The organism is Hungatella hominis (genome assembly GCF_014288005.1).
GTDB lineage: Bacteria > Bacillota > Clostridia > Lachnospirales > Lachnospiraceae > Hungatella > Hungatella effluvii.
Map to the genome: position 1 here is coordinate 451,536 of NZ_JACOPB010000002.1, position 21,743 is coordinate 473,278.

At 49.9% G+C, this 21,743-nt stretch carries 23 protein-coding genes and 1 pseudogene; 5 read left to right on the plus strand and 19 right to left on the minus strand.

Features of this window, described 5'->3' with window-relative positions:
- Positions 1–5: 5 nt before the first annotated feature.
- From H8S75_RS06355 to ispE, 5 genes are all read right to left on the minus strand, one after another.
- Positions 6–1,148 (minus strand): efflux RND transporter periplasmic adaptor subunit, encoded by a 1,143-nt coding sequence (locus tag H8S75_RS06355; RefSeq protein WP_187020115.1) that lies wholly within the window; start codon positions 1,146–1,148, stop codon positions 6–8.
- Positions 1,149–1,184: 36 nt separating this feature from the next.
- A complete protein-coding gene (locus H8S75_RS06360; RefSeq protein WP_187020117.1) occupies positions 1,185–1,808 on the minus strand; it encodes a TetR/AcrR family transcriptional regulator in 624 nt (207 codons plus the stop codon).
- A 146-nt stretch (positions 1,809–1,954) separates the two neighbouring features.
- A complete protein-coding gene (locus H8S75_RS06365; protein ID WP_002604747.1) occupies positions 1,955–2,149 on the minus strand; it encodes a hypothetical protein in 195 nt (64 codons plus the stop codon).
- A gap of 6 nt (positions 2,150–2,155) precedes the next feature.
- On the minus strand, positions 2,156–2,833 hold the full coding sequence (locus H8S75_RS06370; protein ID WP_187020118.1) for a GntR family transcriptional regulator: 678 nt from the start codon (positions 2,831–2,833) through the stop codon (positions 2,156–2,158).
- Positions 2,823–3,728, minus strand: a complete 906-nt coding sequence (gene ispE, locus H8S75_RS06375; protein WP_187020120.1) for a 4-(cytidine 5'-diphospho)-2-C-methyl-D-erythritol kinase — start codon at positions 3,726–3,728, stop codon at positions 2,823–2,825. Before ispE ends, H8S75_RS06370 begins: the two co-directional genes overlap by 11 nt.
- A 380-nt stretch (positions 3,729–4,108) precedes the next feature.
- Here ispE and H8S75_RS06380 point away from each other — a divergent pair, with 380 nt between their 5' ends.
- Together H8S75_RS06380 and H8S75_RS06385 are read left to right on the plus strand one after the other, a co-directional pair.
- Positions 4,109–4,447, plus strand: coding sequence for a P-II family nitrogen regulator (locus H8S75_RS06380; RefSeq protein WP_055653476.1), 339 nt, complete (start codon positions 4,109–4,111; stop codon positions 4,445–4,447).
- 193 nt (positions 4,448–4,640) lie between these two features.
- Entirely contained in the window at positions 4,641–5,852 is a 1,212-nt protein-coding gene (locus H8S75_RS06385) for an ammonium transporter (protein ID WP_187020122.1), read from the plus strand.
- A 99-nt stretch (positions 5,853–5,951) separates the two neighbouring features.
- Here H8S75_RS06385 and H8S75_RS06390 read toward each other — a convergent pair whose 3' ends face one another.
- Positions 5,952–6,536 (minus strand): GTP pyrophosphokinase, encoded by a 585-nt coding sequence (locus H8S75_RS06390; protein ID WP_002604752.1) that lies wholly within the window; start codon positions 6,534–6,536, stop codon positions 5,952–5,954.
- Positions 6,537–6,703: 167 nt separating this feature from the next.
- Positions 6,704–7,447, minus strand: coding sequence for a YesL family protein (locus tag H8S75_RS06395; RefSeq protein WP_187020123.1), 744 nt, complete (start codon positions 7,445–7,447; stop codon positions 6,704–6,706).
- A gap of 264 nt (positions 7,448–7,711) precedes the next feature.
- Here H8S75_RS06395 and H8S75_RS06400 point away from each other — a divergent pair, with 264 nt between their 5' ends.
- Positions 7,712–8,413 carry a hypothetical protein gene (locus H8S75_RS06400; RefSeq protein WP_187020125.1) on the plus strand — a complete coding sequence of 234 codons (702 nt, stop codon included), beginning with the start codon at positions 7,712–7,714 and terminating at the stop codon, positions 8,411–8,413.
- Here the strand turns inward: H8S75_RS06400 and H8S75_RS06405 are convergent.
- From H8S75_RS06405 to H8S75_RS06420, 4 genes are all read right to left on the minus strand, one after another.
- On the minus strand, positions 8,349–9,158 hold the full coding sequence (locus tag H8S75_RS06405) for a GNAT family N-acetyltransferase (protein ID WP_187020127.1): 810 nt from the start codon (positions 9,156–9,158) through the stop codon (positions 8,349–8,351). The two genes, H8S75_RS06400 and H8S75_RS06405, sit on opposite strands and share 65 nt — an antisense overlap.
- 47 nt (positions 9,159–9,205) lie before the next feature.
- Entirely contained in the window at positions 9,206–9,724 is a 519-nt protein-coding gene (locus tag H8S75_RS06410) for a peptidylprolyl isomerase (RefSeq protein WP_187020128.1), read from the minus strand.
- Positions 9,725–10,084: 360 nt separating this feature from the next.
- A complete protein-coding gene (locus tag H8S75_RS06415) occupies positions 10,085–11,467 on the minus strand; it encodes an alanine/glycine:cation symporter family protein (protein WP_187020130.1) in 1,383 nt (460 codons plus the stop codon).
- Positions 11,468–11,518: 51 nt separating this feature from the next.
- On the minus strand, positions 11,519–12,241 hold the full coding sequence (locus H8S75_RS06420) for a polysaccharide deacetylase family protein (protein ID WP_187020131.1): 723 nt from the start codon (positions 12,239–12,241) through the stop codon (positions 11,519–11,521).
- 320 nt (positions 12,242–12,561) lie between these two features.
- On the opposite strand from H8S75_RS06420, the gene H8S75_RS06425 reads away from it, so the two are divergent.
- Positions 12,562–13,539 carry a zinc dependent phospholipase C family protein gene (locus tag H8S75_RS06425; protein ID WP_187020133.1) on the plus strand — a complete coding sequence of 326 codons (978 nt, stop codon included), beginning with the start codon at positions 12,562–12,564 and terminating at the stop codon, positions 13,537–13,539.
- 49 nt (positions 13,540–13,588) lie between these two features.
- Here the strand turns inward: H8S75_RS06425 and H8S75_RS33725 are convergent.
- Positions 13,589–13,668 (minus strand): annotated as a pseudogene (locus tag H8S75_RS33725) (DUF6783 domain-containing protein); the annotation flags it as partial.
- Positions 13,669–13,791: 123 nt separating this feature from the next.
- Positions 13,792–14,373: a hypothetical protein gene (locus tag H8S75_RS06430; RefSeq protein ID WP_187020135.1), complete on the minus strand. Its 582-nt coding sequence runs from the start codon at positions 14,371–14,373 to the stop codon at positions 13,792–13,794.
- A 186-nt stretch (positions 14,374–14,559) separates the two neighbouring features.
- Between H8S75_RS06430 and H8S75_RS06435 the strand changes: the two genes are divergently transcribed.
- Positions 14,560–16,137, plus strand: coding sequence for a BCCT family transporter (locus H8S75_RS06435; protein ID WP_187020136.1), 1,578 nt, complete (start codon positions 14,560–14,562; stop codon positions 16,135–16,137).
- Here the strand turns inward: H8S75_RS06435 and H8S75_RS06440 are convergent.
- From H8S75_RS06440 to H8S75_RS06465, 6 genes are all read right to left on the minus strand, one after another.
- Positions 16,134–16,373: a helix-turn-helix domain-containing protein gene (locus H8S75_RS06440; protein ID WP_002604762.1), complete on the minus strand. Its 240-nt coding sequence runs from the start codon at positions 16,371–16,373 to the stop codon at positions 16,134–16,136. The genes H8S75_RS06435 and H8S75_RS06440 overlap by 4 nt on opposite strands.
- Positions 16,374–16,489: 116 nt before the next feature.
- A complete protein-coding gene (locus tag H8S75_RS06445) occupies positions 16,490–17,329 on the minus strand; it encodes a LicD family protein (protein WP_187020138.1) in 840 nt (279 codons plus the stop codon).
- Between the two features lie 46 nt (positions 17,330–17,375).
- Positions 17,376–18,722: a lipopolysaccharide biosynthesis protein RfbH gene (gene rfbH, locus H8S75_RS06450; protein WP_187020140.1), complete on the minus strand. Its 1,347-nt coding sequence runs from the start codon at positions 18,720–18,722 to the stop codon at positions 17,376–17,378.
- Positions 18,715–19,809, minus strand: a complete 1,095-nt coding sequence (gene rfbG / locus H8S75_RS06455) for a CDP-glucose 4,6-dehydratase (protein WP_187020141.1) — start codon at positions 19,807–19,809, stop codon at positions 18,715–18,717. Before rfbG ends, rfbH begins: the two co-directional genes overlap by 8 nt.
- 58 nt (positions 19,810–19,867) lie before the next feature.
- Positions 19,868–20,644 (minus strand): glucose-1-phosphate cytidylyltransferase, encoded by a 777-nt coding sequence (rfbF, locus tag H8S75_RS06460; protein WP_187020143.1) that lies wholly within the window; start codon positions 20,642–20,644, stop codon positions 19,868–19,870.
- A gap of 248 nt (positions 20,645–20,892) precedes the next feature.
- The gene (locus H8S75_RS06465; RefSeq protein ID WP_432764181.1) at positions 20,893–21,678 is read right to left on the minus strand and encodes a glycosyltransferase; all 786 of its coding nucleotides are present in this window, start codon (positions 21,676–21,678) and stop codon (positions 20,893–20,895) included.
- Positions 21,679–21,743 lie beyond the last annotated feature (65 nt).

Below are 21,743 nucleotides of genomic sequence, written 5' to 3' on the forward strand. Positions count from 1 at the left end.
CCCCCTTACTGATTCGCATCAGCCGGCTCTGTCTGACTGAAACTTTCGGTCTGAGCGTCAGGTGTCCCGTCTTCTGATGTCTGATTTTCACTTAAGGTGACTTTGGATCCGTCATAAAACTCTGTTGTCCATGTGGTAACAACCAGATCGCCTGCGTTAATTCCATCTTTTATTTCGATGAAGCTGTTATCAGCAATTCCCACCGTAACCGCATTTTTGTGGAGAACACCGTCTCCGTATGTGTAAATATAGGGACTGCCGCCCTCATAGTAGACTGCGTCAACCGGCACAGTGAGCACATTTTCGGCCTTCTCGGAAATCACACGAAGCTTTACGGAGGTTCCTGTAGCCAGGGCGCCTCCATCCGGAATGGATGCCTTTACTTTAAATAAGCCGCTCTGCGGATCAACCATGGAACTCACCTCCATGATCGACGCCACATGGTCTGTTCCATTTTTCTCAACTGTGACAGGATCTCCAGCCTTCAGGCCCCCTACGATCCGTTCTGAAGCGTAGAAGGTAACCGCCTTGCCGTCGCCCGCTCCGGCGATGACACAGATCTGGCTCTGCTGGGAAACCATATCGTGAAGCTTTACATTATAGCTCTCCACACGTCCTGCGATCGGGGATGTAACCTGGCTGCTCTCAAGCTGAAGGTTATACCCCAGTTTTGCACTCTCATACTGCAGTCTTGCCAGTTCTACATTATCGGCCAGCTTCTGGAAATCAGCTTCAGCCATATCCCCTGCCGCATGCAGCACGGAATAGCGGTCCAGATTGCTCTTCGCATCCTCATACGATACCCGGGCCGTCTCCATGGTAAGTCTTGCCGCTTCCACCTGCTTCGTATCAATCTCGCATAACAGCTGGCCCGCCGTCACCTGATCGCCGGTCTGCACGTTGACGCTTATGATTTCTCCGGCTCCCTTCGGTGTTACATACACGATGCTGTCCGGTTCAATCGTACCGATCAGCTCTGTGCTCACCTCGATCGAACGAAGTTCCGGATTCTCTGCGGCTACCACCGGCGGCACCTCCGCCACGACCTCCTCTTTCTTTCCTCCGGCAACATTGGTTACGATTAAGGTTGCCACAGCAGCCACCAACACTACGCTGACTGCGATTGTAATTACTTTCTTCTTACTCATGCTGAACTCCTCACTTCGTTACAAAGATTATTCTAGTTACTGTTTACAAATTCCATGTTGCAGTATTTCTAATTTTTCACGGAAAATTTTCTTAATATTTTCCTCACTCTCCATATGCCGGTTATACCAGCATATGCTTTCCATTACACATCCCATGATCATGGACACGAGAATTGCAAAGGAATCCATATCGTTCTTGCAGAACTTCTCCTTGTCCGTCACCTCGTACAGTGCCTCTAAGATTTCGTTGCCCTTTTCTTCACCCACACCATTGCTTCCATGGATTTCCGCAAAAAGCTTGTCGAAGTCCTGGTAGAGAACGATGCTCTGCATCATCTGGAACATCTTCCCCCTCTGTGCAAAGATAATCGCCTGATCCAGCAGTTCCTCCGAGGCAATCCACAGGTTCCCGCCGTGTGTGACCACGGACTTCGTCCAGAAGAATTTCAGCTTATCCGCAGTGTCGCTGAATATGTATCTCACCAAATCCCGCTTATCTTCAAAATAAGTGTAAAAGCTTCCTCTGGATATTCCTGCATTCTGAATTATTTTATTGATGGAGACCTTTTCAAAAGGAACCCGGATGCATTCTTCCATGGCCGCGTCACGTATCGCTTTTTTCTTCTCCTCCGGCAACTTATTAAATCGTTCTGTCGGCATATTCTCACCCCTCTTTATCCGTTCTCACCCTTTTTCCGGCCAGCCATAATTTTAAGCGCAAAAGGTGACAACCTGTCACTTATTATAATGACATGTTGTCACCTTGTCAATAAAGGTTATACTTTTTTTATAAATTTTATGCTCATTTATTTTTTGCTGTCAAGAAGCTCTTTCAGAGCTTCATCACTTTCCTCAATCCAGATGTCTTCTTCTTCCTCATTAAGCCCCAGAAACCGGGCCAGAGTACGGGGATCGTCGCTGCCGTTCCACTCTTCCACGTAATCGTCAATCGCCTCAAATTCGACTTCACCTGCCAAATACCGGTCCTTAAACGTCATCATATATCTTTAGCCCTCCTGCTCCTTTATATTTCTGGAAACCGTGATTTCCTGGTTATCGATGTGCTCCCTCATGGCCTCCTTGGCTTCCTCCACCCGGCGCAGCTTCACAGCCTTTAAGATCTTGTCGTGCTCAAGAAGGAGAATCTGACGCTTATCCTCGTCCTTAATGTATTCCAGACGGTAACGGTACATCTGCTCCCTTAGATTGTTGAGAATCTGTACAAGCCTGTCGTTGCCGGTGCCTTTATAGATGACATCGTGATACGTCTCATCGTTCTCCGCGATCTTCATGGCATCTCCGCAGGCCACCGCAGCCTTAAATTCCTCCTGGGTCTGTTCCAGGGCATCTACCTCTTCCTCAGTCATTCTCTGACAGGCCAGTTCTATCGCCAGTTCCTCCAGGGAACGTCTCACCTCCAGGACATCACGAAGGCTCTTCTCGGAGATCTTCGCGACCTCGGCGCCCTTTCTCGGAATCATCAGCACCAGACCTTCCAGCTCCAGCTTTCTGATCGCCTCACGGATCGGTGTTCTGGAAACACCCAGACGCTCCGCCAGCTGAATCTCCATTAAACGTTCGCCCGGAGCCAGTTCTCCTTTTAAGATAGCCTGGCGCAGCGTATTGAAAACCACATCGCGCAGCGGCAGATATTCATTCATGTTCACCTTCAGATCATTTCCCATGGGAAACCTCCTTTGTATTGTAAAAATTAGTCAGATATACAGATTTCGCCAGATTGGCCGACTTGCCGTAACGCATTTCCTCGTAGGCCTCTTCCGCCGCCTTCGGGCTTGTAAATATTCCAAAAACCGTGGGTCCGCTTCCGCTCATCAGGGCATTTACGGCTCCCAGTGATTTTAACCGGTCCTTGATCTCCGCAATCACAGGGTATTCCGGTATTGTGACCGTCTCCAGCACATTGCCCAGCAGGGAGGCAGCCCCGTAAATGTCGCGTTCCCGGATAGCTGCTATCATGCCGTCAATGTCCGGATGGTCCGACGGACGCAGGGACGCGGCATCCAGATGCTCATATACGAATTTAGTGGAGACGCTGATGCCCGGTTTAGCAATCAGAACCTGGCACTGGGGAATAGGCGGCAGAGGCGTTAAAATCTCACCGATTCCCTCCGATAGCGCCGTCCCCCGCATCACGCAGTAGGGAACATCGGCCCCGATCTTCACGCCGCGTTCCATTAACGATTCCATGGAAAGCCCTAAGTTAAACATCTTGTTCACTCCGAACAGCACGGCCGCGGCATCGCTGCTGCCCCCCGCCATCCCGGCGGATACCGGAATAAACTTCTTTAAATGAATGGTGACTCCGTGGTTGATGTGGAACTCATCCATCAAAAGCTTCGCCGCCTTGTACACCAGATTATTCTCGTTTACCGGAAGATAGTATAAATTGGTCTGGACGGTAATCCCCGGCGTCTCCTTTAAGTAAAGATCAATCTTATCATAAAGTCCGACTGTCTGCATAATCATACGGACCTCATGGTATCCATCCTCTCTCTTCTTAAGAACGTCGAGCCCCAGATTAATCTTCCCATAGGCCTTAAGTCCAAGATGTCTTATCATAGGCATAAATACCTCGCATTTTCTTAATCTCTTCAGATTGTACTTTTTCGTTATTTTGTATACAGTATTAAGTATAGTACGAAAGAGGAAAAAGCACAAGTCTTTTCTACGTTTTGTGGCCGCTCATTTTTGTCAATATTTCACAATTTTTTCTAATTATTCCGTTACAAAATGTATTTGACATTTATTTTCAGAAATGTATAATGTTTAATATCGAACGAGGGCGTTCCACTTAAGGAATGGCCCTCGTTTTTGTTGTCAACACCATAAAGTCACTCCACTAAGTTCGTGGAAGACCTCACTAAGTGGAGATGACATGTATCGCACGTAAGAGACCAAAATACGGTCTCTAAGTGCTCATAACAAGGAGGATATGCGGTATGAAAAAGCTGGAAATCATCATCAGACCGGAAAAGCTGGAGAATTTAAAAGCGATTCTGGAAGGCTGCAAGGTCAACGGCATCATGATCAGCAATGTCATGGGCTACGGCAATCAGAAGGGGTATACGCAGATGTACCGGGGTACCAAATACAATGTGAACCTGCTTCCAAAGGTAAAGGTGGAAACCGTGATTCCAAAGGAACTGGCGGATCCCATCATCGATGCGGTCGTCGATGAGATCAACACGGGAAATTACGGTGACGGAAAGATCTTCGTCTACGACGTTCAGGACGCCATCCGGATCCGTACCGGAGAGCACGGACGCGAGGCTCTTTAGCCCCCTGCTATCCCGTATCACCGGCCATGCGGCCGCGGTTTAACCATACCACTTTAAACTCCATACAGAATCCAACATATAAAATTATCAAAGGGGATAATTGCTTGCCGGCCGGTAAGCGGTTATCCCCTTCCTGCATCCATTCCCGGGATTCTGGCGGCGTTTACCAAAACAGTTCAGGAGGAGTAAAATTATGGAAGAAACAACCTTATTGATGAATATTATGTGGACCATGCTCGGCGCTTTTCTCGTTTATTTCATGCAGGCAGGCTTTGCCATGGTGGAAACGGGCTTCACCAGGGCAAAAAACGCGGGAAACATCTGTATGAAGAATATGATGGACTTCGTTCTCGGCTCCCTCTTTTTCTTCATTCTCGGCTTCCCTCTCATGTTCGGAAAGAATATCGCCGGCATCATCGGCGGATCCGGTTTTCTAAATCCCTATTCCCTGGCGGATGCAAACGGGATGATCAACGGACTCCCCATCGGCGTATTCATGATTTTCCATACGGTGTTCTGTGCCACTGCCGCGACCATCGTCTCCGGCGCCATGGCGGAACGGACGAAATTCTCTTCCTACCTCGTCTATTCGGCAGCGATCAGTATCTTCATCTATCCGGTGACCGGCCATTGGATCTGGGGCGGCGGATGGCTGGCAGAGATAGGCTTTCACGATTTTGCCGGTTCCACGGCCGTTCACATGGTTGGCGGCGTATGTGCATTTGTCGGAGCAAAAATCGTCGGTCCCCGGCTTGGGAAATACAACAGTGACGGGACACCGAACGCAATTCCCGGCCATAACATTCCCCTGGGCTTCCTGGGCGTGTTCATCCTCTGGTTCTGCTGGTTCGGATTCAACTGCGGTTCCACCACCGCCGCCTCCACCTCCCTGGGAGATATCGCCATAACTACGAATCTGGCGGCTGCCGCCTCCACTCTCGTTACCCTTTTATTCACCTGGGCCCGTTACGGCAAGCCCGATGTCTCCATGACTCTGAACGGAGCGCTGGCCGGTCTCGTGGCCATCACCGCCGGCTGCGATGTCGTCACTCCCTATGAGGCCATCATCATCGGCGTCATCGCCGGATTTGTCGTCGTACTCGCCATCGAGTTCATCGACAAGGTGGTCCGTGTGGATGATCCGGTAGGCGCCGTAGGCGTACATGGCTGCTGCGGTCTGGTGGGAACTCTGCTGACTGGTGTATTCGGCGAAGGCTGCAGCTTCGTCACACAGCTGACCGGAGTCGTATCCGTGCTTGTGTACGCGGCGGTGCTGGCATTCCTTATCTTCACAGTGATCCGCCTGACCATCGGCCTGCGGGTATCCGATCAGGAACAGCTGGACGGACTGGATATGCATGAGCACGGCATGACCGCATACTCCGGATTCCGGATCGATAAATAATCACGCTTTCCCTCATATTATCTATATACTTCATAACCCCCGCCGGCAGTACACCGCCGGCGGGGGTTATGACTGTGAACTTAAGTCCTGGGACTCTCCTTATAAGTACGCTTCCATCTCTTCTTCCATGTTCTTTAAATATTCTGCATACTCCTTGAATTCCTGAGCCGCCTTCTCTTCCAGCTTCTGGCTGCCTTTATAGCAGATGCGGTGTTCCATGCTCGCCCACAAGTCCATGGACATGGTCCGAAGCTGTATCTCCACGGGATAATACTCCATGCCGTCCGTGTGATAGACGGGGACGCCGAACACGATGTGATAGCTTCTGTAGCCGTTAGGCTTGGGATTGCTGATGTAGTCACACTCCTTGATCACTACGATATCGGTCTGTTTCTTAAGCAAAGACACCACAGCGTAAATATCACGCACAAAATAGCAGATTACGCGGATTCCCGAAATATCAGTCAGGCAGTCCCTGGCGGATTCCACGTCGCTCTCGTAGCCTCTGCGGATCAGTTTCTGTTCTATGCTTTCTTTCTTTTTAACTCTGTCCTGCACATGGTGAATGGGATAATTCTGGTATTTGCGCCGGTAATCGTCATTCAACACTTCGACGCGGACGCGAATGTTCTTCAGCGCGTCCTCATAAGGCTGGATAAACACAACATACTCCTCTTCCGTCATATGCCACCTCCCGGATTTTTCAAAACCAACCATACTGGGGATTATTATACCTCATTTTTGTGTCCATCCCATGTCCAAATTCTAAAAAAAGCGTTGTGCTTTCTGAACTTTTTCTGATCAGAATCACAACGCTTTCTTCTATATAATATAGCCGGTCTTATCAACGATTACTGTTCTGCCGGCTCTTCTTTCTTAACTTCCTCCTCTTTTACCGTTCCCACTGCCTTTAATGCCTCTTCCTCATCGGCAAAGATCGGTCTCATATCGCCGTCTTCACGATCTTCCTTCGGCATATACTTCTGAAGGATCGGAGATAATATATAGGAGTTGATAAATGCAAGAAGCGGGAATCCAAAGAGCACGCCAAACATCATGATCTGCGGAATCATCACCATCGCCACAACCACAGCCACATCGATGACGATGATCGCGATTGTCTGAAACAAATGACGGATGGACATGAAAAACGCATTGAAAAACGTTCTCTTAATGGTATTATAAAATCTGGACTGTAGCGGGAATATGTAGGTTATAATCGCCAGATAAATAATGGACATCGCAAGGAAAATCGTTACCATGACTGTCTTAAACTGCTGGGACATGTTAAACCCGCCCCTTGTAAAGAACAGCATGTCAAAGCCCAGAATAAGGCCCACAGCCAGCATGATCAGCCAGATAATAGTCGCCTGCCTGAAGTTCTCCTTAAAGGACTTGAAAAAGGACCGGATTGTGTATCCGTCATCATTCCTCGCAAGCTTCAGCGTTACGTAATATACAGCGGTCGTAGACGCCCCGATTGTAAAAATGGGAATACTGCACACGAACCACAGTACGTTCAGTATGATCAGATCTCCAAACTTTCCGATAAAACGCCAGACAGGATTATCATAATTAAAAAAACCAGACAGCATAAGTCGTACCCCTTCTCTTTCCTTTGAGTGTGTCCGGTGGAAATGAGTATACAGACACGCTCTAGTAGCATTACAAAGTATTATAGCGAATCCTGTCCCAAAAAGCAAACATTCTTCTTTATTTCATGAAAATTTCACAATTATTATGCCGGGGTTGTGGTATAATGTGGTATACAATGAGCAATTGCCTGGGCCTTTGGCCCCCGCTCAACCGGAACCGGATTAATCCGGGCCGACTAATTCACGAAAGAGGTTTGACTATCCATGACACCTTATGAAAATGTTACCTTTAAAGAACGGCTGCATGAGGAAGCCGCCAAGCTTAAAGAGATGTCTTTCAGAGACAAATTCTGGTATATCTGGGAATACTATAAGTTTCCTATCATCGGGGTTGTGATCGCGGTTTTTCTGGTGGGTTCCATCGGAGGCGCCATGTATAACAACCGGTTTGACACCGCGCTGAGCTGTGCCGTCTTAAACAGCCGCTATGACAGTGAGACGCTGACCGTGGACCAGTATTTCAACGAGGGCTTCCGCGCCTTTATCGGACTCGACGAAAATACGAAGATCGATGTGGACTATTCCATGTCCCCTTCTTTTGATGAATCGGCCATGAACGAGTACTCCTACGCGGAGCTGGCAAAGTTGACTGCCATGATCTCCAGCAAGGGACTGGACGTCATGATCGGACGCCCGGATGTCATTGACCATTACGGAGAGATGGACGGATTTCTCAATCTGGAAGAAGCCCTCCCGGCGGATTTATACGAGCAGATAAAGGATTACCTCTATCCGGTCACCAATGCCGAGACCGGCCAGGAAGCGTTCTGCGGCATCCGCATCGGAGATACCTCCTTTGGCGAGAAGACCGGCCTGATCCTGGAAAATCCGGTTCTCACCATTATGAGCAACTCGCCTCATACAGATACAGCAATCCAGCTGATTCGCTACATTTTTGAGCAGTAAGACGAAAGCCAAGTGATTCGGCCAGACGTATGGAGGCCGTATTTCCTTCCTCAATGACCGCGCAGATACAACCGGTCAGCCGGTCGGTACCATAATTTAAGATTTCCCTGCACGCCTCCTTCGCATAGCCGGAGCGCCGCCAGGGAGTGAAGATGTGATATCCCAGTTCCAGCGGGGTATCCTCTTTTTTTTGCGGCGGAGAAGGTTCTGCCTGCCGGGACTCTGTTTGTTGGATTTCTGCCTGCCAGGACTCTGTTTGCTGGATTTCCCCATTCAGGAATTCTGCGGTTGGCTGAAACAGCCCGGCCTTTCCGATCACGGTCATACTCTCCTTTTCCACCACCGCCCAGATTCCGTATTCAAAGAACCGGTACTGGTTGTCGATATATGCGGCCAGTTTCTCTCTGCTGTAAAAAATCGTATCACCGGGCCCCGCATCTTCCGAAATCATGTGCGCGGCATCCTCCGCCGTGAATTCCCGGATCACCAGCCGCTCCGTCTCTGCGATGATCCAGGGCATATGAAGCCTTCTTCTCACCACCCGCTCCAGAAACTCCTCATCGGCATCCTCCGCACACTCCACAACGTAGTCCGCAGGGGCAAGGCTCTGGCCGCTTCTGTTTTTGTCCCATAAACCAATGATGGCCCCGCCAGCCGCATACGCGGCCGACAGGACCTCCTGTTCGCTGGAAATGGTGACAGTATACGGCGTACCGCTGATGAATACGGTTCGTTTCTCTGTCATACAATCATCCTCTGTCTTAATCAGTACTTCTTATTAGTACTTCCTAATTAGCATTTCTCCGGTTCCGGATACTCTGTGCCGAAAGTCTCCACTGTCATGGATTTGATCTTCTGCTCTTTCATCGGGCGGTCGTTGTAATCTGTGCGCACATCGGCAATTTTATTCACAATATCCATTCCCTCGGTAATCTTGCCGAATGCCGCGTAGGAACCGTCCAGATGCGGGGAAACCTTGTGCATAATAAAGAACTGGGAGCCTGCGGAGTTCGGGTTCATCGCTCTGGCCATGGACAGCACGCCCTCGGTGTGCTTAAACGCGTTGTTAAATCCATTCTGGCTGAACTCACCCTTAATGGAATATCCCGGGCCTCCCATTCCGTTTCCGTCCGGGCAGCCGCCCTGGATCATAAAGCCGTTAATGACTCTGTGGAAAATCAGTCCGTCATAAAAACCTTTTTTTACCAGACTTATAAAATTATTTACTGTGTTCGGAGCAATCTCAGGATAGAGCTCGGCCTTCATGATATCGCCATTTTCCATGGTTATTGTAACAACCGGATTATTCATATTATTATTACTTCCTTTCTCTGTACCATGCATTCTGTACAACCTGAAAGTATTTTACCAAATCTGTCCCGGCTTTTCAAGACGGTTGACAGTATTTACAATTCTTTTCGGAACAGTAAAGGCCATGCCAGGCTTTTGTTCACATTTTGTTTAAATTTCATTCAAAAACCTTTTACACAAATAACATGATTTCTTCATGATTCGTGGATATACTTTAATTGTAAACAAATAAATAGCTTATAAGATTTTTTTCATAATACTCGAGCTGATAATTTATTATCAGCTCTCCTCCCTTTTTCAAACAAATATATTAAAGAGAGCCTCTCCGCTGCGGAGAGGCTCTTTTCGGCTGCTGCCATATCAGTTTTTTCCGGTCTGTATTTCCTCCTCTTTTCCCTTGGGAAAGGTTACTTCCTTCATCAAAAAGATTAAAGCCGCAATATTGGGCAGCGCCATCAGGCCGTTCCAGATATCGGACAGCTCCCACACCGTTTCCAGTCTGGCCACACAGCCTAAGAACACCGCTCCCAGATAGAGGAACGTATACGCCTTTCCCCGCAGAATCCGAGAGAGAAGCAGGAAATGACCGTGCTCCTTCAGCCGTTCGGCCAGATAGCCCGACGCCTGCCGTCCCAGATAGTACCAGGCGATAATGGTGGCAAATGCGAACAGCATCATCGCTGCCGACACGAGATACTCTCCCAGGCCGCCCAGCCGTTTGGAAAAACAGTAGGCCGTGAGAGCCGCTCCATCGTATCCGGAGCCTGCCGCGTCTCCGCCGGTCATGCAGAGGATGACAAGGGCTGTCATAGTACAGATCAAAATGGTATCGAAGAACACTTCGAACATGGCCCACATCCCCTGCTGCTCCGGCGTCGTCTCCTCAGCCGCTCCATGCAAAACGGCCATGCTGCCCAGTCCGGCCTCATTGGAAAACACGCCTCTGGACATGCCATACTGAAGGCTCTTGGAGATTCCATATCCCGCAGCCCCGGATACAGCCGCACCAGGCTTCAGCGCATCGTGAAAAATCGAGGCGAAAATAGCGGGGATCTGGTCGTAGCACGACATGATGACCACCATGGAAAACAGCATGTAAATCCCGGCTGAAATGGGAACCAGCCGTTCGGAAACCATGGCGATCCGGCCGATTCCGCCAAAAATCACGAGAAAGACGATGCCGGTCAGTATTACTCCCACCACCTCCGGGCGGCTCCCAAACGTATATTGGAAGGTTTCCGCGATGGAATTGGACTGTACCATACTCCCCATCCCCAGCGATACCATGACACAGAAGAAGCTGTACAGCATTCCCAGCCACGGCATATGCATTCCGCGCTCCAGGTAAACCATGGGACCGCAGATCCATTTGCCCTTCTTATCCCGGTAACGGTAACGGATACCAAGCATGGTCTCCGCATAGCCTGTCATCATGCCGATGGCGGCGGACACCCACATCCAAAAGAGTGCTCCCGGCCCCCCTGCGGTGAGTGCGGTCGCCACTCCCACGATATTTCCGGTCCCGATGGTAGCCGCCAGAGCCGTACAGGCCGTCTGGAACTTCGTCACGGCGCCTTCCTCTTCCAGTTCCTCTTCCCGTATGCTTCCGATGGTCATCTTCCACCAGTACGGCAGCCTTCTGATCTGGAAAAAACCGGACTTCACCGTATAAATAATGCCGATCCCCAGAAACAGGACCAGCAGCCATGGCCCCCAGACAAGCTCATGAATTCTATGTATCATCGATGCCGCTCCAATTTGCTTTTATTAAGACTTATTCGGAGAGACAACGTTCTATGCATGGTACAGGCTGTCGGTTACATCGGACAGCAGTACCTCACAATTTGTCCCGTAAAAAATATCATCCCGGCCGCTCATCATCCGGCAGAATTCCTCGAATTCCCCCCAGGTGTCATGGTAGTCAAACTCGTAGCTGTGCCCCCAGATATAGTATATCTGCGGCGTATCCGGCTGTATTTTCAGGAACGCCTCTCCCAGCTCTGTCATCCGGTCAAACTCGATATGATAAACGGATGGCTGAAACCGGTAAAGGTCCTGCTGCACATCAAAGCGGCAGCAGGAGGTAATCGTCCTGGCATATTTCATAGCCGTATGATTTCTTATGACTGACGCCACCCGCTCGTCGTTGTTGATACCGCCGCCAGGGTAAGCCATTCCCACAACCGCCTTTCCGGTAAGACGCTCCAGGTTTATCCGGTCCTCCTCCACCTGACGGATGATCTCCGGTTCCTCCAGCTCCGTCAAATGCGGATGGGTCAGTGTATGCACAGCCACCTCGTGATTCCTGTAAAGTTCACCGACCTCCTCCGGCCGGATCTTATTGTGATTTACCCACATATTTTCCCGCCACAGAGTACCGGATTTTCCCAGCAGTTCGGAATTAATGTTGAAGGTCGCCTTTAACCCGTAGCGGTCAAACAGCTCCACCAGCCGCCGGTCCTGTGTCACGCCATCATCGTAGCTGAAGGTCAGTGCCTTCATTTTTCCATGAAACATGGTCTCACACCCCTTTCTCTTATTCAAAAGTAATATTATCACAATACTGCAGAGTGAGCACCTGTTTCCCGTGATTTATTCCTCTTCCCAGGCAGAGATCACGGAATATAATAATAAAAAATAAACAGGAATAAAATTTCCATTAAAAATCACACTATATATTACACCATGCGAGGCGGGATGTGGTATAATGTGCGTATAGGGCAGGGCATCTGAAATTTCTGCGTTTCAGCTTCTCTGCCCGGGATCGTCAGTCTCTTCGATTCACTCACCGGTTTTCGCTGACTATCCCCCAAAATACTCCATCAAGAGGTGATCAAATGCCTGGATTTACCACCCATTATCTACTCGGCGTCAAAGCATACAATGATCTTCCGAACAACCAGCTAAGAAGAATCATCTCCAAATACCGCTGGCTCTATCAGTTAGGGCTGCAGGGCCCCGATATGTTTTTCTACAACATTCCAATCCTGCGCCACCGTGACTACCGAAACGTAGGTTCTTACATGCACGAGAACCACGTGAGCGCCTTTTTCGCCGTTTGCTTAAACCATCTGGCCACCATTGAGTCGAAGCAGCAGCGAGAGCAGGCTATCTCCTACTTAAGCGGCTATTTCTGTCACTACGTTGCGGATTCCATCTGCCATCCCTACGTATATGGACGGATCGAATACGACATTAAGAATTCAGGTAATTATTACCATGGCCTTCACGCCACGCTGGAGAATGACATCGACGCCCTTCTTCTTATGAAATACAAAAAGAAAAAGCCGTCCCAGTTTAACCAGGCGGCCACGATCTGTTTAAACGGACTGGAAATGCAGTTTATCTCCGGTTTCCTCTCGTCCTGCATCAATGAAGCCTACTATCCGATCAACTACCGGAACAATTTCCGCGTAACGCCCCGGATGGTGTCCCGCTCCATTCTGGCCATGCGCATCGGATGCCGCACACTGGCCGATCCCAGGAGCCGCAAAAGAAACAGCATCGCCGTGGTGGAAAATCTGCTTTTGAAGAATCCCATCGCTTCCAAAAAGCTGGTAACCGACATACCGCCGGATCCGGTCAGAGCCATGAACTTAGATCACGAGACCTGGTGTAATCCATGGGATAAACGTCTGGCTTCCCAGGCATCGTTCCCGGATCTCTTCCACCAGTCCATGCGGAAATGCAGCGACGTATTCTACTTATTTAATGAAGAGCTGATATCAACCATTCCGCTCTCTCATCAGGACCATGGAGCGCTGTTAAAGGAACTGGGCAACTACTCCTACCACAGCGGCCTGGCAGTATCTTAGAGCGCGTTTGAAAATTGCTTTCCGTCAGCTGTGCGTCACACTTTGTGGGAGATTTGACCCCGATGAAGGAGGCGTAGTGGCTACGCTGACTGAATTGGGGGCAAATATGCCGCGAAGTGGGGCGGGCAGATGGCGGGAATGAATTTTCAAACACGCTCTGGGATTCTCAGGATGTTAAAAGGTGCAGACGCGAATAGGGAATTCGCTGCTGCACCTTTTGTTTCTCGTATCTGCGCGGTCTCGGTAAATCGATTATTCCTGGTTTTCCTCATCGCTGTCTTCCACTTCTTCTCCCATGTCCTCTTCTGCAGACGTTGGCTCCATAACCTTCGCGCCTTCTACCGGCACAATAGCCTCGTTGGAACCGGCCGGGATCGTCATATTCACCAGCCATACGGACTTATCCGTCATCATGCCGTCCGGCATAACGATAAGATTAAGCGTATAGTCCTGGAAGAATCCGCCATAGGAATCCTCGGTAGAGGTCTCAATGGAGAAGTCCTGTACTGCTGCCTCATCGTTGATCGTTCTCACAACCGCATTTGCAAAGGCCACGGCCTCCTCCGGGGTGGCTCCCGCGTTCATCATCAGCGTTAAATCGATAGTCTTCTTATCCGGATCCACACTGTAATTGACGCTCACCGCCTTCGGGTAATCCTCGTTATTTAAGTACTCTTCATCCAGATCATCTCCGATCTGTCCCCAGTCCAGCACAATCCCTTCCTGAGTTTCAAATACCGGCTCCGCAGGCCCTCCTGTCACAATATTGCTTTTGGTACAGCCAGCCAGCAGCATTGCCGTAATTCCACATATAATTAACACTTTTTTCTTCATGATCAATTTCAGTCCTCCTTTTTTCTGCACGAGGCTATTATATCGGATGCGGCTTCATTTTTGTAGTGGTTTTGGAAAAAAGTCAGAAAATCTTCACAATTAATTCTTGCATTTTCTGGATAACCATGGTATTATGTTCAATATCAAATTTATTTTTACTTTTTTGAACATTTAGGAGGTACTATCATGGACCAGGATGAAAAAAAATACTTGATGAAGAAGCTGGACTGGGTTACGACCATCGTCCCGTTCGTCTGTGTTCTTATACTCTGTCTTTTATTTATGGTGTTCCCGCAGAAATCGACCGATACGCTTTCGTCGATCCGTTTCTTCCTCGGCAATGAATTTGGCAGCTACTACTTACTGATCGGACTCGGCGTCTTTCTCTGCTCACTCTACATGGCATTTTCCAGATACGGAAAGATTAAGCTGGGAAATATAGAAAAGCCGCAGTACTCCAATTTTAAATGGGGAACCATGATGTTTACGGCAGGCCTTGCGGCCGACATTCTCTTCTACTCGCTCTGCGAGTGGGTGCTCTATGCCAATGAACCGCACATTGCAGACATGGGAACATTTCAGGACTGGGCTTCCACCTACCCCCTCTTCCATTGGGGACCGATTCCCTGGAGCTTTTATATGGTGCTGGCCGTGGCTTTCGGCTTCATGCTTCACGTCAGGAAGCGCACCAAACAGAAGTATTCTGAGGCCTGCCGCCCGATCCTTGGAAAACACGTGGATGGGATCGGGGGAAAAGTCATCGACCTGATTGCCGTATTCGCGCTGCTGGCAGGGACGGCTACCACATTTTCCCTGGCCACTCCGCTGCTCTCCATGGCGGTCAGCCGCGTAACCGGGATCCCGGAGTCCAACATGCTGACAATTGTAATCCTTGTCATCATCTGTGTCGTCTACACCATCACCGTTTATTTCGGTATGAAGGGCATCGCCAAGCTGGCGGCCTCCTGTACCTGGCTCTTCTTCGGCCTGCTGCTCTACGTACTGATCGGCGGCGGAGAAGCCCGCTATACCATTGAGACGGGAGTTACGGCTATCGGCAACATGGTGCAGAATTTTATCGGCTTATCCACATGGACCGACGCGCTGCGCACCTCGTCTTTCCCGCAGAACTGGACCATCTTCTACTGGGCTTACTGGATGGTGTGGTGCGTAGCCACCCCGTTCTTCATCGGTACCATCAGCAAGGGACGCACCATCCGCCAGACAGTGCTCGGCGGATACTGCTTCGGACTGTCGGGAACATTTACCTCCTTTATCATACTCGGCAACTACAGCCTGGCGCTGCAGACGAAGGGACATCTGGATGTCATGGGCATCTACGCAGCCACCGGGGATTTATATCAGACTATCATGGCCATCTTCGAGACGCTTCCGCTGGCGAAGCTGGGGCTTATCCTGCTGGCAGTCACCATGATCGCCTTTTATGCCACCTCCTTCGATGCCCTTACCATGGTGGCTTCGTCCTATTCCTACAAGGAACTGCCGTCCGACGCCCAACCCGATAAGCACGTGAAGCTGTTCTGGGCCATACTGCTGATGCTGTTCCCTATTGCCCTCATTTTTTCAGAGAACTCGATGGCGAATCTGCAGACCGTATCCATCATCGCGGCATTCCCCATCGGAATCATTATTCTGTTGATACTCTTCAGCTTCTTTAAGGATGCGAGGGAATATTTAGACCACTGTGAAAGCGGAGAGATACCTGGAAATGAAATCGAAAAAGAAAAGACCAGGGCGAATTAATCGTCCTGGTCCAGATCATTGAATATATCGGAATCAAAGAATTCGCGGATGGTCATCCCAAAGCCATCGGCGATTTTTTTAATGTTGCAGATTCCGGGGTTCTTGCTCTTTCCATTCATAATACTCTTAAAGGTTGATGGCGGTATCCCTGCCTGAAAGGTCAGAGAATATCCCGTCAGACGCTTCTGCCTGCATAGCTGTTCAATCCTCTTACTGGTTGCTTCACATATCGTCATGACCGAATCCCTCCTTTTTTCTTTAGTGTAACTAAAAAAATTGTAGAATTCGGTCGATATAATGTCCGATTGGAAATATTTTCCAGCAATCTATACGCCCAGTGGACATTAAGTAATCAATCCATGATTTTTATTTTCATGCTGGAGTGAGAGGGTATCTGTTTCTCTTTTGGCGGCGGGGTCATATAATCTCCGTAGACCCAGGTCAAAACCTCATGCCATCCCTTAGGCGCCATGAGCAAGGTGTCCTCGAACGGCAGATCCACCGTCTCCTCGCACCACTCCTTCTGAAGCGTCACATACAGGTAATCCGGCTGGTAGTTGCTGTAATAGCGCAGGGGGCTCTTTCCTTTTCTGTCCTTCACCGCTGCCATATGCTGCAGCTTTCTGATGACGCTCATGGGAATCAGCCTGCCCACGGTGGACAGTATCCACACGCAGAGTCTTCCCATCACGCCGTACTTTCCGAAGTCCAGCTTATAGCGGTGTCCCATGGCCAGTCCGTAAATCGCAGTGTGCAGAAACAGAGTCCAGGTGGATGCCGCCTTGTTGGCTGGAAGCTCATCAATCGTAAATAAATCCACCCAAAGGTGATTCAGCTTACCTCCGTAATACTGCATCTCCTCCGTATCCTCATGCATCTGGCTCTTCTCATAGATTATCCTGGCCGTAAAATCGAAAAATGCCTTCCCGTCCCGCAGATCCTTCGGCTCCACCAACGTCATTCCCTCCGGCAGTTCTCTTTTAACCACCTTCAAAAATGCGTCGTAATTCGGCCTGGTGAACGCCACGTCCGCATCATCATCCCACGGGATGAAGCCCTTATGGCGCACCGCACCCAAGAGAGTTCCCGCATCCAGGACATACTTTATCCTGTATTTCCGGCAAATCCGGTCAATTTCCTTCAAAATAGCCAGGTTCGCCTCATGGACTTTTTTAAGATCGTAATTCTCCATTTGGTTTCCTTCTCCCCATGAATCCCCACGTCCGGGCTTCTTTCGTTTAACTGTTTTTCTTTACTGCTTCTATAATAGTCTCGGCCATATAATCAATCATCACATCCGTCATTCCCGGATAGACTCCGATCCAGAACGTATCGGCCATAATCCGGTCAGTGTTCTTTAACTCTCCGACGATCCGGTATCCGGTCTTTTCCGCACGCATCTCGTCGAAGCATGGATGCTTTGTCAAATTGCCCGCGAACAGCATTCTGGTCTGCACACCGTGCGACTCTACATACTGCACGATTCCGTTCCGGTCCACGCCTTCCCGGCAGGTAATAAGAAAACCAAACCAGCTTGGCTTTGAATTCGGGCACGGCTCCGGAAGGATCAGCTGCTCTTCCACCGCTGAAAGCGCGGCACGAAGCCGGTCAAAATTATGGCGGCGGCGTTCCACAAAGGTCGGGAACTTCCCTAGCTGGGCACATCCAATGGCAGCCTGCATGTCTGTCGCCTTTAAGTTGTACCCAAAGTGCGAGTAAACGTACTTATGGTCGTACCCCAATGGAAGCTCTCCAAACTTTCGGTCGAAACGGTGACCGCACATGTTGTCTCTTCCCGATGGGCAGACGCAGTCACGGCCCCAGTCACGGAAGGACCGGATGATCTTGTTCAGCATCGGGTGATTCGTGTAAACGGCGCCGCCCTCTCCCATCGTCATATGGTGAGGCGGATAGAAGCTGGAGGTACCGATATCTCCGATGGTGCCCGACAGCCGTTCCTGTCCGTCTATGGTGTATCTCGTTCCAAGAGCGTCGCAGTTGTCTTCCACCAGCCACAGATTATGGCGGTCACAGAATGCTTTCACCGCCGCCAGATCGAAGGGATTGCCTAGGGTATGGGCGATCATTACGGCTTTGGTCTTCTCGGAGCAGGCCTCCTCCAGCACCGTCACATCAATATTATACTGCGGAATCGTCACATCCACGAATACCGGCACAGCACCGTACTGGATGAGCGGTGTCACCGTGGTCGGAAAACCGGCGGCCACTGTAATAACCTCATCACCGCGCTTCACCCGGCGTTCGCCAAGAAGCGGAGACGTCAGTGTCATAAAGGCCACAAGGTTCGCGGAAGAACCGGAATTCACCAGAGAACAGTACTTCACACCCAGATATCCGGCCAGCTCCTTTTCAAATTCATCCGTATACCGGCCGGAAGTCAGCCAGAACTCCAGGGAACTGTCTACCAGATTCACCATCTCATTTCTGTCATACACGCGGGACGCGTAGGGAATCCTGTCTCCCGCTTTAAATGGCTCCTTTTTATTATGGTAAGTATCGCAGTAAGCTCCCACCATCTCCAGAATCTGCTGTCTCGCTTCCTGTTCTGTCTTATTTTCAAACATGGTATCTTTCCTCTCTAAAAAATTCTCTTATCTGCCTGTCCATCACAGCCAGCATATCTTCACCTGCCAGATAGTCCTTTGTCCACTCCACCGTTTTCTCCACGGCCTCTTTCACGCCATAGCGGGGGCTCCAGCCAAAGGTTTTTTTAATCTTGGAGCAGTCCAGCTTCAGGAAATTGGCCTCATGAGGGCCTCCATCATACCGGTTCACCCACGTGATGCCGCCGCCCCAGGCAGCCGTAAATAAATCCGCCAGTTCACCGGTGGTCACGCAGTCCCTGTCGTCCGGGCCCACATTATAGTATCCCTGAAAGTTCATATCTTCATACTGTTTCATGGCGATAGCCATATAAATCGCCAGCGGCTCCAGCACCAGCTGGTATGGCCGCGTGGAGTATGGATTCCTGACTACGATCTCTCTGCCGGCCGTCGCCGCGCGGATGCAGTCGGGAATGATCCTGTCGTTGGCGAAATCACCTCCGCCGATGACATTCCCCGCCCGGGATGTGGACACCGCCGTATGGCCGTCCGCAAAAAATGACTTCGCGTAGCTGTGTGTCACCAGCTCGGAACAGGATTTGCTGTTGGAGTAGGGGTCAAATCCATCTAAGGGATCGCATTCCCGATAGCCGTATTCCCATTCCCTGTTTTCATATACCTTGTCCGTAGTCACATTTAAAAATGACTTCACACACGGATTCTTCCGGATGCACTCCAGCACGTGAACCGTGCCCATCACGTTCGTCTCGTACGTATATACGGGTTCTTTATAGGAATCCCGCACGATGGGCTGTGCCGCCAGATGAAACACCAGCTCCGGCTGTGTTCTCTCAAACACCTCCATCAGATGGGGCAGATCCCGGATATCCCCGATCACCGAATCCATGGTGTTATGAAGCCCTGCGACGTAAAAGAGGCTGGGGTCTGTCGGCGGCTCCAAAGAATATCCCGTCACCGCTGCCCCTGCTTCCTCAAGCATCCGGACAAGCCAGGAGCCCTTAAAACCGGTGTGTCCTGTTACCAGTACTTTTTTTCCTTTATAAAATGTGCGGAATTCCTGCCACATTTCCTTTGTCCATTCTGTCATATGAATTCTATTCTCCTGTATCAATTCGATTCTCCCACATGTATTCAATTCCCCTGTATCAGTTTTCCCAGATCTTCCAGGGTGCCGCTCCTGTCTGCCATAAGGCCTCCAGTTTCTGCATCTCACGCTGCGTATCCATGCACTGCCAAAACCCGGTGTGATGGAAACTCATCAGCTGTCCCTCTGCGGCCAGACGCTGCAGCGGTTCTTTCTCAAATACCGTGGTGTCATCCTCCAGATAGGAGAATATGTCCGGATTCAGGACCATGAAACCGCCGTTGATGAGGCTGGCGTCCTTCTCATCCTTCTCACGGAAGGAACGGACCGCGTTGTCATCGCTGATGTCCAGAACCCCCTTCATCTGCGCGATGTTCACCGTCGTCATGGTGGCCGTCTTTCCATGCTCCTTATGGAACTTCACGAGGGCATTCAAATCCACGGTGCACACGCCGTCGCCGTACGTCATCATAAATGGCTCATCGCCGATATACGGCTGAATCCGCTTGATTCTTCCGCCTGTCATCGTGTTTAAGCCCGTGTCGACCAGAGTCACCCTCCACGGTTCAGAATAGTTATTATGAACCTCCATCTTATTATTGGCAAGATCGAAGGTCACATCCGATGTGTGAAGGAAGTAGTCCGCAAAAAACTCCTTCACCACATACTGCTTATATCCAAGGCAGATCACAAAATCGTGAAAGCCAAATTCGGAATAGTATTTCATAATATGCCATAAAATCGGCCTGCCCCCGATCTCGATCATAGGCTTCGGCTTTAAATGGCTTTCTTCGCTGATTCTGGTTCCTAATCCACCGGCCAGCAGTACTACTTTCATCTGTATATCCTCCTTGTTATGAGCACTTAGCGGACGTCTTTTGGCCGCTTACGTGCGATACATGTCATCTCCACTTAGTGGTTCATTGCTGTTGCTCATATCGTAACAGTTCAGACGGCTCATCTTCTTGACCGGAAAAGCCGGTCAAGAAGCATCGGATATTCATCCGATGTAAAAATCAGTGCCAATACGGTCTTATAAGCAAGCTTAACGCCCGCCTTTGCACTGATTTTACGCCGTCTGAACTGTTACTCATATTCCTCATATGCTCTGCGGTAATAATGCATGAGAAGCTTCACAACGGGCTTAGGCCACATCTTTGCAAACATCTCCGCTTCCTCCCGCGCCCGGCTGTTGTCCTTAATACAGGCCTTCGTTGTGGCCTCCTCGTGGACCCTGTAATACATTAACGGCCGTTCTATACAGATAAAGCGGCCGCCCCGCTCCGCCAGCTTCCACAACGTGTCCCAGTCCAATGCGAACTGGTACGGCGAATCAAAGAGCGGTTCTCCCAGAAGTTCCTTGTTGTACGTACATGCTGGACAGCAGATGGAGTTTCCAAACAGCAGCACGCTCCTCTTGACAGCCCGCAGATGGCTGAGCGGACGGAGCCGCAGCGGCAGCCGCAGAAAACGCTTGATGAACTCTACTTTTTCAAACTTTACAAGCGTATCCTTCTTCACCACCGTATACCCGCCGGTAAACAGCGTCATATCGGGATACCGCTTCCAGGACTCCAGAAGCAGCTTTACATAATCCTTCTGATACATATCGTCCTGATGTGCAATGGTCACGAAACGGGAATCTGCCATGTGATACGCAAAATTCCAGTCATCCATAATCCTGCTCTTTCCTTCGCGCACATGAACGGGAATGCCGTACTTGTCCGCCATATCCATAATATAGGGGCTGGGTGTGGAAGTACAGAGAATAATATCCGACGGCACGCTCTGCCCCTTCAGGGAACGGATACACGCCTCTAAATATGGAGAATCGCGGTATGCGCAGACTGCAAATGTATGTGGCTTCATTATATTTTACTCTTTCTATGCGTGGTTTCCTGCCTCACTAAGTGTTCCTAGTATACCATAAACATCCT

Coding starts and splice junctions, on each gene's coding strand:
- H8S75_RS06355 (WP_187020115.1), bottom strand. CDS start 1,148: ATGAGTAAGAAGAAAGTAATTACAATCGCAGTCAGCGTAGTGTTGGTG.
- H8S75_RS06360 (WP_187020117.1), bottom strand. CDS start 1,808: ATGCCGACAGAACGATTTAATAAGTTGCCGGAGGAGAAGAAAAAAGCG.
- H8S75_RS06365 (WP_002604747.1), bottom strand. CDS start 2,149: ATGATGACGTTTAAGGACCGGTATTTGGCAGGTGAAGTCGAATTTGAG.
- H8S75_RS06370 (WP_187020118.1), bottom strand. CDS start 2,833: ATGGGAAATGATCTGAAGGTGAACATGAATGAATATCTGCCGCTGCGC.
- ispE (WP_187020120.1), bottom strand. CDS start 3,728: ATGATAAGACATCTTGGACTTAAGGCCTATGGGAAGATTAATCTGGGG.
- H8S75_RS06380 (WP_055653476.1), top strand. CDS start 4,109: ATGAAAAAGCTGGAAATCATCATCAGACCGGAAAAGCTGGAGAATTTA.
- H8S75_RS06385 (WP_187020122.1), top strand. CDS start 4,641: ATGGAAGAAACAACCTTATTGATGAATATTATGTGGACCATGCTCGGC.
- H8S75_RS06390 (WP_002604752.1), bottom strand. CDS start 6,536: ATGACGGAAGAGGAGTATGTTGTGTTTATCCAGCCTTATGAGGACGCG.
- H8S75_RS06395 (WP_187020123.1), bottom strand. CDS start 7,447: ATGCTGTCTGGTTTTTTTAATTATGATAATCCTGTCTGGCGTTTTATC.
- H8S75_RS06400 (WP_187020125.1), top strand. CDS start 7,712: ATGACACCTTATGAAAATGTTACCTTTAAAGAACGGCTGCATGAGGAA.
- H8S75_RS06405 (WP_187020127.1), bottom strand. CDS start 9,158: ATGACAGAGAAACGAACCGTATTCATCAGCGGTACGCCGTATACTGTC.
- H8S75_RS06410 (WP_187020128.1), bottom strand. CDS start 9,724: ATGAATAATCCGGTTGTTACAATAACCATGGAAAATGGCGATATCATG.
- H8S75_RS06415 (WP_187020130.1), bottom strand. CDS start 11,467: ATGATACATAGAATTCATGAGCTTGTCTGGGGGCCATGGCTGCTGGTC.
- H8S75_RS06420 (WP_187020131.1), bottom strand. CDS start 12,241: ATGTTTCATGGAAAAATGAAGGCACTGACCTTCAGCTACGATGATGGC.
- H8S75_RS06425 (WP_187020133.1), top strand. CDS start 12,562: ATGCCTGGATTTACCACCCATTATCTACTCGGCGTCAAAGCATACAAT.
- H8S75_RS06430 (WP_187020135.1), bottom strand. CDS start 14,373: ATGAAGAAAAAAGTGTTAATTATATGTGGAATTACGGCAATGCTGCTG.
- H8S75_RS06435 (WP_187020136.1), top strand. CDS start 14,560: ATGGACCAGGATGAAAAAAAATACTTGATGAAGAAGCTGGACTGGGTT.
- H8S75_RS06440 (WP_002604762.1), bottom strand. CDS start 16,373: ATGACGATATGTGAAGCAACCAGTAAGAGGATTGAACAGCTATGCAGG.
- H8S75_RS06445 (WP_187020138.1), bottom strand. CDS start 17,329: ATGGAGAATTACGATCTTAAAAAAGTCCATGAGGCGAACCTGGCTATT.
- rfbH (WP_187020140.1), bottom strand. CDS start 18,722: ATGTTTGAAAATAAGACAGAACAGGAAGCGAGACAGCAGATTCTGGAG.
- rfbG (WP_187020141.1), bottom strand. CDS start 19,809: ATGACAGAATGGACAAAGGAAATGTGGCAGGAATTCCGCACATTTTAT.
- rfbF (WP_187020143.1), bottom strand. CDS start 20,644: ATGAAAGTAGTACTGCTGGCCGGTGGATTAGGAACCAGAATCAGCGAA.